The 13,540-nt window shown below is 67.4% G+C and carries 13 protein-coding genes; 11 read left to right on the forward strand and 2 right to left on the reverse strand.

The features are described from left to right. Window positions 1-9 precede the first annotated feature (9 nt). From pyrE to SH203_RS00855, 7 genes are all read left to right on the forward strand, one after another. The gene (gene pyrE, locus SH203_RS00825; protein WP_087118983.1) at window positions 10-594 is read left to right on the forward strand and encodes an orotate phosphoribosyltransferase; all 585 of its coding nucleotides are present in this window, start codon (window positions 10-12) and stop codon (window positions 592-594) included. A gap of 144 nt (window positions 595-738) precedes the next feature. Then, a complete protein-coding gene (locus tag SH203_RS00830) occupies window positions 739-1,476 on the forward strand; it encodes a pyridoxine 5'-phosphate synthase (protein WP_087118984.1) in 738 nt (245 codons plus the stop codon). Next, complete coding sequence (gene acpS, locus SH203_RS00835) at window positions 1,473-1,874, forward strand: holo-ACP synthase (protein WP_087118985.1); 402 nt, start codon at window positions 1,473-1,475, stop codon at window positions 1,872-1,874. The genes SH203_RS00830 and acpS overlap by 4 nt, the downstream gene beginning before the upstream one ends. Before the next feature lie 55 nt (window positions 1,875-1,929). After that, entirely contained in the window at window positions 1,930-2,820 is an 891-nt protein-coding gene (gene lepB, locus SH203_RS00840; protein WP_087118986.1) for a signal peptidase I, read from the forward strand. Next, entirely contained in the window at window positions 2,820-3,530 is a 711-nt protein-coding gene (gene rnc, locus SH203_RS00845; RefSeq protein WP_087118987.1) for a ribonuclease III, read from the forward strand. Before lepB ends, rnc begins: the two co-directional genes overlap by 1 nt. After that, the gene (era, locus tag SH203_RS00850; protein WP_087118988.1) at window positions 3,527-4,474 is read left to right on the forward strand and encodes a GTPase Era; all 948 of its coding nucleotides are present in this window, start codon (window positions 3,527-3,529) and stop codon (window positions 4,472-4,474) included. The genes rnc and era overlap by 4 nt, the downstream gene beginning before the upstream one ends. 15 nt (window positions 4,475-4,489) lie before the next feature. After that, window positions 4,490-5,725 (forward strand): serine hydrolase, encoded by a 1,236-nt coding sequence (locus SH203_RS00855; RefSeq protein WP_234989334.1) that lies wholly within the window; start codon window positions 4,490-4,492, stop codon window positions 5,723-5,725. Here SH203_RS00855 and SH203_RS00860 read toward each other — a convergent pair. Continuing rightward, window positions 5,722-7,236: an acetyl-CoA hydrolase/transferase family protein gene (locus SH203_RS00860; protein ID WP_087118990.1), complete on the reverse strand. Its 1,515-nt coding sequence runs from the start codon at window positions 7,234-7,236 to the stop codon at window positions 5,722-5,724. The genes SH203_RS00855 and SH203_RS00860 overlap by 4 nt on opposite strands. A 175-nt stretch (window positions 7,237-7,411) precedes the next feature. Between SH203_RS00860 and SH203_RS00865 the strand changes: the two genes are divergently transcribed. The 3 genes from SH203_RS00865 to recO all read left to right on the forward strand — a co-directional run bounded on the left by SH203_RS00865 (window position 7,412) and on the right by recO (window position 9,353). After that, complete coding sequence (locus SH203_RS00865; RefSeq protein WP_087118991.1) at window positions 7,412-8,023, forward strand: flavodoxin family protein; 612 nt, start codon at window positions 7,412-7,414, stop codon at window positions 8,021-8,023. Between the two features lie 69 nt (window positions 8,024-8,092). After that, on the forward strand, window positions 8,093-8,575 hold the full coding sequence (locus SH203_RS00870; protein WP_087118992.1) for a nuclear transport factor 2 family protein: 483 nt from the start codon (window positions 8,093-8,095) through the stop codon (window positions 8,573-8,575). Between the two features lie 46 nt (window positions 8,576-8,621). Then, a complete protein-coding gene (gene recO, locus SH203_RS00875; protein WP_087118993.1) occupies window positions 8,622-9,353 on the forward strand; it encodes a DNA repair protein RecO in 732 nt (243 codons plus the stop codon). Here the strand turns inward: recO and SH203_RS00880 are convergent. Beyond that, window positions 9,350-11,080, reverse strand: coding sequence for a cytochrome c biogenesis protein DipZ (locus tag SH203_RS00880; RefSeq protein WP_087118994.1), 1,731 nt, complete (start codon window positions 11,078-11,080; stop codon window positions 9,350-9,352). The genes recO and SH203_RS00880 overlap by 4 nt on opposite strands. A gap of 134 nt (window positions 11,081-11,214) precedes the next feature. Here SH203_RS00880 and parC point away from each other — a divergent pair, with 134 nt between their 5' ends. Next, a complete protein-coding gene (parC, locus tag SH203_RS00885; protein WP_087118995.1) occupies window positions 11,215-13,416 on the forward strand; it encodes a DNA topoisomerase IV subunit A in 2,202 nt (733 codons plus the stop codon). Window positions 13,417-13,540 lie beyond the last annotated feature (124 nt).

Here is a 13,540-nt window from a genome sequence, read left to right on the forward strand (position 1 = left end):
AAGGCCGTCATGAACACCCAAGACGTCCTCAACGAGTTCCGCGACGCCGGCGCCCTGCGCGAAGGCCATTTCGTCCTGTCCTCGGGCCTGCACAGTCCGGTCTTCCTGCAAAAGAACCTGGTCTTCATGGACGGCGCGCGCTGCGAACGTCTGTGCAAGGCGCTGGCCGAGAAGATCGTGGCGACGGTCGGCTCGGTCGATGTGGCCATCTCGCCGGCCGTGGGCGGCATCATCCCCGGTTATGAGACGGCCAGACACCTGAAGGTGCGTTCGATGTATGTCGAGCGCGAGGGCGGCGCCTTCAAGCTGCGTCGCGGCTTCTCGGTCGAACCGGGCGAGAAGGTCGTCATGGTCGAGGACATCGTCACGACCGGCCTGTCCTCGCGCGAATGCATCGCCGCCATCCAGGCGGCGGGCGGCGAGGTCATCGCGGCGGCCTGTATCGTGGATCGGTCGGGCGGCAAGGCGGACGTCGGCGTGCCGCTGATCGCCCTGGCCTCGCTGGACGTGCCGGCCTATCCGGCCGACGCCCTGCCGCCGGAACTGGCGGCGCTTCCGGTCGAAGATCCCGGCAGTCGGCGGTTGGCGAAGTGAACCTTTCCCTCCGCTCATCCCGGCGAAAGCCGGGACCCAGCGCTTTGGGCGACGAGTGGAACCGTAAGTCGCAGGCTGTTGTCCAACGCACGGTGATGCGAAAGAACTGGGTCCCGGCTTTCGCCGGGATGAGCGGGAGTTGATATGACCCAACGGGTTCGCCTCGGCGTCAACATCGACCACGTCGCCACGGTGCGGAACGCGCGCGGCGGGGCGCATCCCGATCCGGCCCGTGCGGCCGAGGCGGCGCTGGCCGCCGGCGCGGACGGCATCACCGCCCATCTGCGCGAAGATCGCCGCCATATCACCGACGCCGACATCGACGTGCTGAGCGCCCTGTGCGCGCGTGCGGGCAAGCCGCTGAACCTTGAGATGGCGGTGACGGAGGAGATGCTGGCCATCGCCCTGCGGCATCGGCCGCACGCCGCCTGTCTGGTGCCCGAACGGCGCGAGGAGGTGACGACCGAGGGAGGGCTGGCCGTCGCCGGTCATGAGGCGCGGATCGCGCCGGTCGTGAAGGCGCTGGCCCAAGCCGGCGTGCGCGTCTCGCTGTTCATCGAGCCAGCGGAGGCCCAGGTCGAGGCCGCCGCCGCCGTCGGCGCCCAGGTGGTGGAGTTCCATACCGGCCGCTACTGCCATCTGACCGATCCCGGCGAGCGCGAGGTCGAGTTCGAACGCCTGGCCGCCGCCGCCGCCCAGGCCGACATCCTGGGGCTGGAGGTCCATGCCGGTCACGGGCTGGATTACGACACGGCGCCGAAGATGCTGGCCATCCCCGAAGTCCGCGAACTGAACATCGGCCATTTCCTGATCGGCGAATCGATCTTCATCGGCCTGGACGCCGCCATCCGCCGGATGCGCGCGGCGATGGACGCGGCATGATCATCGGGGTCGGCGCGGACCTGTCCGACATCCGCCGCATCCAGATGTCGCTGGATCGGTTCGGCGAACGGTTCAAGCAGCGTTGCTTCACCGATCTGGAGCGCGCGCGATCGGACCGTAAACCCGACCCGGCCTGGAGCTACGCCAAGCGGTTCGCGGCCAAGGAGGCCTGCGCCAAGGCGTTGGGCACCGGAATGCGAGCCGATGTCTATTGGCGCGACATGGGGGTGGTGAACCTGCCGTCCGGCCAGCCGACCCTGAAGCTGACGGGCCATGCGGCCGAGCATCTGGCGCGCCTGACGCCGCCCGGACATACGGCGAAAATCCACCTCACGCTGAGCGACGAACACCCCTATGCGCTGGCTTTCGTGGTGATCGAAGCCTTGCCGCAGTCGTAATCAGGTTATAGGCGTGCGCGATGACCGCGCGGACGCGGCGAGGATGCCTGATCGCATGAGCGAAGACCAAAAGCCCGACGACGCCGAGCGCGACGCCACTCCCGAGCAACGGTTTGCGGCGTCGGAAGCCGACGCCCCGGTCAAGTCGGTTCAGGAACCGACGACGGCGAACCAGAAGGTCTATGCCAACACGCCCGGTGGACGCGCCAAGACGTCGGCGGCCGGCGAGACGGGCGAGATCGTCAAGACCATCGTCTTCGCCCTGCTGATCGCCATGGTGCTGCGGATCTTCCTGTTCCAGCCCTTCACCATTCCGTCCGCCTCGATGGAGCCGAACCTGTACGAGGGCGACTATATCGTCGTGTCGAAATGGTCCTACGGCTTCTCGAAACACTCGATCCCGTTCAGCCCGCCGCTGTTCGACGGCCGGATCATGGGATCGGCGCCCAAGCGCGGCGACATCGTGGTGTTCAAACTGCCGCGCGACAACAAGACCGACTTCATCAAGCGCGTGATCGGCCTGCCCGGCGACCGCATCCAGATGATCGCCAACAAGCTGTATATCAACGACAAGCCGGTTCAGGACGTGATCGTCAGCCGCACCGAGATCGAGGACATCTTCGGTCCGCGTCCGGTCACGGAGGTCCGCGAGACCCTGCCCGAGGGCAAGAGCTTCATGACCCAGGACTTCGGCCCCGGAAACGATCTGGACGACACGCCCGTCTATGAGGTGCCGGCCGGCCATTACTTCATGATGGGCGACAACCGTGACAACTCCATCGACAGCCGCGTCGAACAGTCCAGCGGCGTGGGCATGGTCCCGGCCGAAAATCTGGTCGGCAAGGCGCAGATCATCCTGTTCTCGTGGAAGCCCGGCTCGTCGCTGTGGAACCCGGCCAGCTGGTTCAACGTGCGTCTGGACCGGTTCTTCAACGTCCTGCACTGATGGCTAATCTGCGGGCTGAGGCCGTCGCCGCGCTTGAGCGGCGGATCGGTCATCCGTTCAAGGACAAGGCGCTGCTGGAACGCGCCCTGACCCACGCCAGCGTGGGCGAGGGGGCGCCGGCCGGCGTTCACGGCCCGCGCGACAACGAGCGGCTGGAGTTCCTGGGCGACCGGGTGCTGGGGCTGCTGGTGGCCGAACGGCTGTCCAGCGACTTTCCCACCGCCGACGAGGGGCAGTTGTCGTCCAGCCTGCACGCCCTGGTCGACAAGAGCGCCTGCGCGCGCGTGGGCGAGGCGCTAGGCGTCGGCCCCGCGCTCCGGCTGTCGCCCGGCGAGACCAAGACCGGCGGGCGTCGCAAGGCGGGCGTCATCGCCGATGCGGTCGAGGCGCTGCTGGCGGCGGTCTATCTGGACGGCGGTCTGGATGCGGCGCGGGCCTTCTTCCGGCAAGCCTGGGCCGAAGAGCTTTCGGCGCCGCCCTCGCGCACCGTGACCAATCCCAAGTCGGCCCTGCAGGAGTGGGCGCAGGGGCAGGGACGGCCGCTGCCGACCTATCGCGTGGCGGATCGGACGGGTTCGGATCATGCGCCGACATTCACCGTCGAAGTTTCTGTGCAGGACGTGCGGCCCTTGACCGCGCAAGGGCGTTCGCGTCAGGAGGCGGAGAAGGCGGCCGCGACGGCCCTGCTCAAACGTGAAGGCGTCATTTGACCTATATTGAAAACCAGCGCGCGGGCTTCGCCGCCATCATCGGCGCCCCGAACGCCGGCAAGTCCACGCTGGTCAACCGGCTGACCGGGTCCAAGGTCTCCATCGTCACCCAGAAGGTGCAGACCACGCGCTTTCCGGTGCGGGGCATCGCCATGGAGGGCGACGCCCAGATCGTTCTGGTGGACACGCCCGGCATCTTCACCCCGCGCCGCCGTCTGGACCGGGCCATGGTCGCCTCGGCCTGGGGCGGGGCCGAGGACGCCGATGTGGTGGTCCATCTGATCGACGCCCAGTCGCACATCGATTCCGAGGGGCGGGACGGCACGGCCGCCGACCGCCGCTCGGCCGAGGACACCGAGACCATCATCGCCAATCTTCAGGCGACCGGAACCAAGGTCATCCTGGCGCTGAACAAGATTGACGGCATGCGTCGCGACACCCTGTTGGCCCTGTCGCAAAAGCTGTTTGAAAGCGGCGTCTATGAGGAGGTCTATATGATCTCGGCCGCCAATGGCGACGGGGTGGACGATCTGAAGCAGCGTCTGGCCCGGTCCATGCCCGAGGGACCGTGGCTGTATCCAGAAGATCAGGCTGCCGACGTGCCGGTGCGGGTTCTGGCCGCCGAGATCACGCGCGAGAAGGTCTATCTGCGCGTCCACGAGGAACTGCCCTATTCGGCGGCGGTCGAGACGACCAGTTTCGAGGATCGCGCAGACGGTTCGGCCCGCATCGAGCAGACCATCTATGTCGAGCGCGAGAGCCAACGCCCCATCGTGCTGGGCAAGGGCGGCCAGACCCTGAAATGGATCGGTCAGAAGGCGCGCGAGGAGCTGAACGAAATCCTGGGCCGCCAAGTCCACCTGTTCCTGACCGTCAAGGTCGATCCGAAATGGCAGGACAGTCGCGCCCTCTATGCCCAGTTCGGCCTGGATTTCGACGTCTGAGTTCCTGTGTTTGAAGTGCCGCGTACCGCCGGGGGGCATCCCCGGCTCGTTCTGGGCGTCCTTGGGGCGCTGATCGTCGGCGGCGCCGTCTGGGCGGGCGTCACCACGGCCGTCGCCCCGAAAAGCGATGCAGACCTGATCGCCGAACGGTCGGACGCCCCGCCGCGTCCGCCGGTCGTGGTCGTCGAGGATCTGCCGCAACTGGCCGCGCGTCTGGACGTCGAGGCGGCGGCCGGCCGGTTCATGGGCGCCGTCCTGGTGGCCAAGGGCGACAAGGTCCTGTTCCGCCAGGTCTATGGCAAGGCGAACTACGAGCGCGATCAGCCGCTAAAGCTGGACTCGCGGTTCCGCCTGGCCTCCATCTCCAAACAGTTCACCGCCACGGCGATCCTGAAGCTTCAGGACGATGGAAAGCTGAACGTCTCCGATCCCGTCTGCAAATGGATACAGCCTTGCCCGGCGGCGTGGCGGGACATCCGCATCGGTCATCTGTTGTCGCACACCTCGGGCATTCCCGACCTGATGGCGCGGCCGGGCTGGGGCATGCGACGGACGACGCCCGCCACGCTGGACGAACTGACCGAGGATTCGAAGCGGTTCGGCCTGCAGTTCGCGCCGGGAACCAAGGTCCGATATGACAACGCCGCCTTCAATCTGGCCGCCGCCGTCGTGGAAAAGGCCAGCGGCAAGCCGTTCCAGACCTATATGCGCGACACCTTCTTCAGGCCGCTGGGCATGAGGGAGACGGGGCTCGATCTGGACGGCGGCGATCACGGCGTCATCATGGGTTACGCCAACTTCCCCGGCGGTCTGGCGGCCCAGCCGAACGCCAACACCTCTATCGTGGCGGGGGCGGGGGCCGTCTATTCGACGCTGGACGACCTCTTGGTCTGGCAAAGGGCGCTGCATCGCGGATCGCTACTGAAACCCGCCAGCTATCAGCAGATGCTGGCCGATCACGCGCCCGCGGACACGCCGGACGAGCGGGGCCATCCGCGCCGCGACTGGGGCTATGGCGTCTTCTCGAACCGCCTGGGGGATCAGGTCCGGCCCAGTTTCCAGGACCGCCAGATCTATCACACCGGCAGCTGGGGCGGGTTCCGCAACCTGATGCTCTATCAGCCGGATCAGGACGTGACCGTGATCGTCCTGTCCAACAACTATCATCTGCGCGACCAGGTGTTCCTGATCGCCGAACAGGGAATGGCCGAGGCCCTGGGGCGCGACTTCCCCACGACCCTGGCGCGCTAGGCCGGCTTCATCGACCCCGTTTCGATGAAGCGCTGGTGCCAGGACAGGGCCTCGTCCAACAGATGCGGCGATTGCAGGCCGTATGACCCCTTCAGCGCCCGGGTGTAGTAGTCGACCAGGGCGTCGCGATAATCGGGGTGGGCGCAGTTGGCGATGATGACCCGGGCGCGCTGCTTCGGCGACAGGCCGCGCAGATCGGCCAGACCCTGTTCCGTGACCAGAACCTGCACGTCCTGGGTGATGTGATCGACGTGGCTGGCCATCGGCACGATGGCGGAAATCTTGCCGCCCTTGGCCGTCGAGGGCGTGACGAAGCACGAGATGAAGGCGTTGCGCGCGAAATCGCCCGATCCGCCGATGCCGTTCTGGATGCGCGACCCCATCACCTGGGTCGAGTTGACGTTGCCGTAGATGTCGGCCTCGATCAGGCCGTTCATGGCGATGCAGCCCAGACGGCGGATCAGCTCCGGGTGGTTCGAGATTTCCTGCGGGCGCAGGATGATCTTGCCCCGGAACTGGGCCATCCGGCCGTTCAGGTCCGCCGCCGCCTCGGGGCTGAGCGAAAAGGCGGTCGCCGAGGCGACAGTCAGCTTGCCCGCGTCCAGCAGGTCCAGCATTCCGTCCTGGATGACCTCGGTATAGGCGGCCATCCGTTCGAATGGACTGTCCATCAGGCCGGCCAGAACCGCATTGGCGACATTGCCGACGCCCGATTGCAGCGGCAGCAGGCCGGCGGGCAGGCGGCCGACCTTCACCTCGTGCTTCAGGAATTCGATAAGATGTCCGGCGATGGCGCGGGCCGTGGCGTCGGGCGCGGCGAAGGGCAGGTTGCGGTCCGGCGCATCGGTCTCGACGATGGCGACGATCTTGTCGGGGTCGCAACGCAGGCTGGGCTGGCCGATCAGCTGGTCGGGCCGGGTCAGGGGAATGGGCACGCGGTTCGGCGGCAGGGCCGTGCCGTAATAGACGTCGTGCATCCCTTCCAGCGCCGCATTCTGCCAGCGGTTGACCTCCAGGATCACGCAGTCGGCGCGGTCCAGCCAGGTCTTGTTGTTGCCGATGGAGGAGGACGGGACCAGCGAGCCGTCCTCGTTGACGGCCGACACCTCGATCACCGCCGTATCCAGCGGTCCCAGCACGCCCTGCCACACGGCCGGGGCCAGCTGGCTGAGGTGCATGTCCAGATAGTCCATCTGGCCCGAGTTGATCTTGTCGCGCGCGATGGGGTCGGAGTTGTAGGGCAGGCGCAGTTCGATCCCGTCGGCCTTGGCCAGGGCGCCGTCCAGTTCCGGCCCCGTCGAGGCGCCGGTCCACAGGTTCAGGCGAAAGGCGTCGCCGGCGGCGTGGGCGTCTTCGATCCGCTGCGCCAGCTGGGGCGGCACGGCCTTGGGATAGCCCGAGCCGGTGAAGCCGCTCATGCCGACGGTGGAGCCGGCGGGGATCAGGGCGGCGGCGTCGTGGGCAGACATGACCTTGGATTTCAGGGCCTGGCTGCGGATACGCGATGACATGGAGGACTTGGGTCTGCGGCCGGGGAGGGCCTGGGGCGACCCGGTGCTAGGCGGGCCGACGGCGGTGATCCATTCGACCTTGGTCGAGGCGAGGCCGTTCGTCCATGATCTCGATCAAGGCGGGAACGCGGGGTGCGGCCATCGGTTAGCGGGAGACCCATGAAAGGACCCGCCGATGAAAGCCCTGATTCTGAACTGCACGCTGAAGCCGTCTCCCGAGACGTCCAGCACCCAAGCCCTGGCCAATGTGGTCATCGACGAACTGAAGAAGGGCGGCGCCGAGACGGAGATCGTCCGCCTGGTCGATCTGAACATCAAACCCGGCGTGAAGACCGATCAGGGCCAGGGCGACGACTGGCCCTCGGTGCATGAAAGGATCATGGCGGCCAATATCGTGATCTTCGCCACGCCGACCTGGGTAGGCCAGATGTCCAGCGTCTGCATGCGCGCGCTGGAGCGGATGGACGCCCTGTTCGAGGAAACGGACGACAGCGGCCGGCCCGTCGCCTTCGGCAAGGTGGGCGGCATCGTCATCACCGGCAACGAGGACGGCGCGCATCACATCGTCGCCACCGTGTCCCAGGCCCTGATCGACATGGGCTTCACCATGCCGGGACAAAGCTGGACCTACTGGCATCTGGGGCCGGGACCGGGGCCGGACTATGTCGAGACGGATCAGGGGCACGACTACGCCGACCGCGTGGGCCGCAACGCCGCGCGCAATATGCTGGCCCTGGCCAAGGTGCTGAAACCCGAAACCTATCCCGTGCCGGAAAGCGCGGACTAGGCGCGCGATTGCGGCTTGCGACAGGGCGGCCTCGGCTTCACCATTCCCGATCATCGAAGGAAGATCGCCATGCTGACCGCCCTGATCGCCGCCCTGGCCCTGTCGCAATCCGCGACCGCCGCCCAGACAGCAGAGGCGCAGGTCGCCTCGGTTCTGGATCGGTTGAATCAGGCGTCGTCCACGGCCGACGAGGCGACCTATTTCAGCCTGTTCGCCCCCGATGCGCGCTTCGTCGGCACGGACGCCGGCGAACACTGGACGATGGCGCAGTTCCGCGCCTTCGCCGAGCCGTGGTTCAAAAAGGACAGCGCCTGGTCGTTCCCCGCGACATCCCGGACCATCACCATCGCCCCGATTGACTGCCGCTGCATCGCCTGGTTCGAGGAAAAGCTGGCCAGCGCCTCCTATGGCGAGACGCGCGGTTCGGGCGTCATGCGTCTGACCGACGACGGCTGGAAGATCGAACAATATGTCCTCAGTTTCGCTGTGCCCAACGACAAGGCCGATGCGGTCGTGGCCGCGATCAAGGGCGAGCCGGGACCCGCCCATTGAGGCGGAACGTATGGCCAACTTCGCGGCGTCGCGCTAAGCCGTGGCGATGGATTTCCACGAAGAGGCCTTTGTTCTGTCGGCGCGGGCGCATGGCGACACGGGCGCGGTCGTCGATCTGCTGACCGAAGGCCACGGGCGGCGTTCGGCCTATGTGGCGGGCGGGGCGTCGCGCAAGATGCGCCCCTTTTTGCAGGCCGGGGCGCGGGTCGTGGCGGACTATCGGGCGCGGACGTCGGATCATCTGGGCGCCGCGCGGCTGGAGCCGATGGGCGAGGGGCCCAGCGCCCTGTTCGACGACGCCCTGGCCCTGACCGGGCTTGCGGCGGCGGCCGGGGTGGCGCAAGGGGCCTTGCCGGAGCGGGAGCCGCATCCCGGCGTCTTTCTGGCGTTCGAGGCGCTGATGGCGGCCTTCGCCCTGCCGGACGTGTGGCCGGCGATCTTCGTGCGGTTCGAGGCCGGGCTGCTGGAAGACCTGGGCTTTGGTCTGGACCTGTCGAAATGCGCGGCGACGGGCACGGCGGACGACCTGATCTATGTCAGTCCGCGCACAGGACGGGCGGTCAGCCGCGCGGCCGGCGCCCCCTATGCCGACAAGATGCTGACCCTGCCGCCCTTCATGCTGGGCGCCCAGGCCGGTCTGGTCGCGGGCGATGTTCGGGCCGGGTTCGACCTGACTGGCCATTTTCTGGAGCAGTTCGTCTTCCACCCCCAAAACCGGCCCCTGCCGCCCGCCCGCGTCTGGATGCTGGACAAGCTGGCCGAGGCCGGCCGGCTCTAGCCGAAGGTGAAGGCGAAGACCTGGGCGCCGGGGTCCAGGAACTCGATCTCGAACGTGCGTTCGCGCACCGGCCCCGTCTGGCGGATCAGCTGATAAAGCCTTTCGCCTTGAATACGGCCTATCCCCTGCGCGTCGATGTCCGACCCGGCGTCCGCGCCCGGCGCTGCACCGTCCAGGGTGACGCGGAAGCGCGGCGCGGCGCCCGTCTGGCTGGGCCCCATGACCAGATGCAGGTCGCGCGCCTTGAACCGGAAGGCGACGCGGCCGCCGGCCTTCTGCAGATCGGCGTGTTCGCGCGTGACCCGCCAGTCGCCCGTCAGGCTCCAGTCGTTCAGCCGCAGCGGCGCGCCCGCATAGGTCTTGAGGCTGTCGCCGGCCAGACCGCCGGGCGAGCGGAAGTTCTCGGCGCGGGCGTAGCCGACATAGGTTTCGGGCGAGGCGACCTGGCCCATGTCGGCGGCGGCCTCGGCGCCGCTGGCCTGAACCCTGACGACGCCTCCCGCCACGTTCGCGGCGCCCGCCTCCTTCAACAGTTGCTGGATGACCCGCTCGGACCCGGCGTAATCGCCCTCGCCGAAGTGGTGGTGGCGAATCCGGCCCTCGGCGTCGATGAAATAGTGGGCGGGCCAGTACTGGTTCCTGAACGCGCGCCAGATGGCGAAGTCGTTGTCCATCGCGACCGGATAGGCGATGCCCAGCCGCTGGATGTTCTGGCGCACATTGGCCTCGGACTTCTCGAAGGCGAACTCGGGCGTATGGACGCCGATCACGACCAGCCCCTGATCCCTGTACTTCTCGGCCCAGGCCCGGACGTAGGGGATGGAGCGGATGCAGTTGATGCAGGAATAGGTCCAGAAATCGACCACCACCACCTTGCCGCGCAACTGCTCGGTCGTCAGGGGCGGGGTGTTGATCCAGGTCGTGGCGCCGGTCAGCGGCGGCATGACGCCCTCGATGGGCAGGTCGGCCAGATCGGTCGGGGCCGCGTTCGTCGGCACGCCGCGACCGATGCCGCTCAACAGGGCCTGTTCGATCCGGCTGGTGCTGGCGGCGGAAATACGGGTCAACAGGCCGGTGTCGGCGCCCAGGCCGATCACGACGACGCCGATCAGGACCAGCACGCCCAGGCCCCGCCGCACCCATTCGCCGACGCCCAGCGCGCCCTTCATCGCCTTGAACACCCGCCCCCCGACCAGCAGGGCCAGGGCCAGGGACGTGGCCGCCCCCGCCGCATAGGCCAGCAGCAGAACCGTCGTGCCGACGCCCGCGCCCTGCAGGGCGGCGCCGGTCAGGATGACCCCCAGGATCGGCCCCGCGCACGGCGCCCACAACAGGCCGGTGGCCACGCCAAGCAACAGGGAGGCGCGCACGTCGCCCCGATCCCCGCCGTGCCGTTCGGCCCTGTCGGTCAGCCAGGACCCCGCCGCCACGAACGGCCGCATCAGCCGGTCCCCAACGGCCGGAAACAGCAGGCTGAGACCGAGAATGGCCATGACCGCAAGGGCGATCCAGCGTCCCGCCGCATTGGCCTGAACGGCCCAGCCGCCGCCCAGCGCCGCCAGGGTGGCGACGCCCGCGAAGGTGACGGCCATGCCGACCAGCAGCGGCAGGCCGTTGCGAACGAACGGCCGATCCACGCGCGCGAACACGAACGGCAACACGGGCAATATGCAGGGGCTGGCGATGGTCAGAACCCCGGCGAGATAGGACAGCAGGAACAGGATCATGGCGCGGCCCGGTGGCGTTTGTGTCTTCAGATACGAACGACGGAGCCGATCGGTTACGCCGAGACACGCTTATCCCCGCAAACTGCGCCGGGACGGGCTAGACTTCCAGCTTCCGATCCCCGATTCGCAGAGCCATGACGATCCACGCCCCGCCGCCGGAAGGCGGCCGCATCATCGACGAGCCGATGGAGACGGCGCTCAGCCGCCGCTATCTGGCCTACGCCCTGTCGACCATCACCAACCGCGCCCTGCCGGACGTGCGCGACGGCTTCAAGCCGGTGCATCGCCGCATCCTGTACGCCATGCACCAGATGCGGCTGAACCCGCAGGCGGCGGCGCGCAAATGCGCCAAGGTCGTGGGCGAGGTCATGGGCGGATACCACCCGCACGGCGACGCCTCGATCTATGAGGCGCTGGTGCGCCTGGCCCAAGATTTCGCCCAGCGCTATCCGCTGGTCGACGGGCAGGGCAACTTCGGCAACATCGACGGCGATAGCGCGGCGGCCATGCGCTATACCGAGTGCAAGCTGACGCCCGCCGCCGTCCTGCTGCTGGACGGAATCGATCAGGACGCCGTCGATTTCCGCCCGACCTATGACGATCAGGACGAGGAGCCGGTCGTCCTGCCGGCCGGTTTCCCGAACCTGCTGGCCAATGGTTCGTCCGGGATCGCGGTCGGCATGGCCACCTCGATCCCGCCTCACAATGTCGGCGAACTGATCGACGCCTGTCAGCTGTTGCTGGAGCAGCCCGAGGCGACGACGGCCGAACTGGTGCAACTGGTTCCCGGCCCGGACTTCCCCACCGGCGGCGTGTCGGTCGAGGGCGCGGCCTCGATCCTGGACGCCTATGAGACGGGCCGGGGCGGGGTGCGTCTGCGGGCGCGCTGGGAGACCGAGGATCTGGGGCGCGGCGTGTGGCGGATCATCGTCACCGAGATGCCCTATCAGGTGCAGAAGTCGCGTCTGATCGAGGCCCTGGCCGATCTGATCGAGCACAAGAAGGCCCCGCTGCTGGGCGACGTGCGCGACGAGTCGGCGGAAGACATCCGCCTGATCCTTGAGCCCAAGAACCGCACCATCGAGCCTGAAATGCTGATGGAAAGCCTGTTCAAACTGTCCGATCTGGAGGTCCGCTTCCCGATCAACATGAACGTGCTGGACGCCAGCGGCACGCCGCGCGTCATGGGGCTGAAGGACTGCCTGCGCGCCTTCCTGGATCACCGTCGCGAGGTGCTGAACCGCCGGTCGCAATGGCGGATCGCGCGGGTCGAGAAACGGCTACACCTGTTGGAAGGCCTGCGGATCGTCTTCCTGAACCTAGACGAGGTCATCCGCATCGTCCGCGAGGAGGAACAGCCCAAGGCGGTCCTGATCGCACGGTTCGGCCTGACCGAGGTCCAGGCCGACTTCATCCTCGACACCCGGCTGCGCCAACTGGCGCGTCTGGAAGAGATGACGATCGAGAAGGAGTTCAACGAACTTTCGGAAGAGCTGGCCCAACTGAAGGCGCTGACTTCGTCGGAAGGCAAACAGTGGAAGGCGATTTCGAAGGAGCTGGAGGCCGTTCGCAAGGCCCTGATCTCGCCGCGGCGGACCACCATCGCCGACGCCGTGGACACCTCGGCCTTCGTCGCGCCCGAGGCCTTCATCCCGCGCGAGGCGATCACCGTCATCCTGTCGGAACGCGGCTGGATTCGCGCCGCCAAGGGCAAGGTCGAGGACCCGTCGGAGCTGAAGTTCAAGGAAGGCGACCAGCTGGCCTATCTGGTCCCGGCCTATACGACCGACAAGCTGCTGGTCGGGGCCTCGGACGGCCGCATCTTCACCATCGGGGCCGACAAGCTGGCGTCCGGGCGTGGGCACGGCGAGCCGCTGCGCCTGATGATCGATCTGGACGAAAAGGCCGAGATCATCGCCGTTCTGGCGCACCAGCCGGGCGGCAAGCTGCTGATCGCGTCCAAGGCGGGTTACGGCTTCATCGCGCCGGAAGACGACACGCTGGCCCAGAAACGCGGCGGCAAACAGGTTCTGAACGGCGAGATGCTGGCCATGCTGCGGGTCAACGGCGACCACATCGCCACCATCGGCGAGAACATCAAGACCCTGATATTCCCCCTGGCCGAACTGCCCGAAATGGGACGCGGCAAGGGCGTGCGCCTGCAGAACTTCAAGCAGGGCGGTCTGGCCGATGTGACCGTGTTCAACGCCGAACAGGGGCCGGAATGGGCCGACGGCGGCGGACGTCGCCGCAACTGGCCCGACTGGAAGGACTGGCTGGGCAAACGCGCTGGCGCCGGTCGTCAGGGGCCGCGCGGCTTGAGGAAGTTCAGATAAGGAGCGTCATTCCGGGGCGTCCAAAGGACGAACCCGGAACCCAGGAGGCTGGCGTCGGCGTTGAATGCGTCTGACAGGATAAATGCGGCCCTGGGTTTCGGGTTCTTCGCTACGTTCTGCCCCG

Origin of the sequence: Brevundimonas sp. SH203, assembly GCF_002157625.1 — a bacterium.
GTDB lineage: Bacteria > Pseudomonadota > Alphaproteobacteria > Caulobacterales > Caulobacteraceae > Brevundimonas.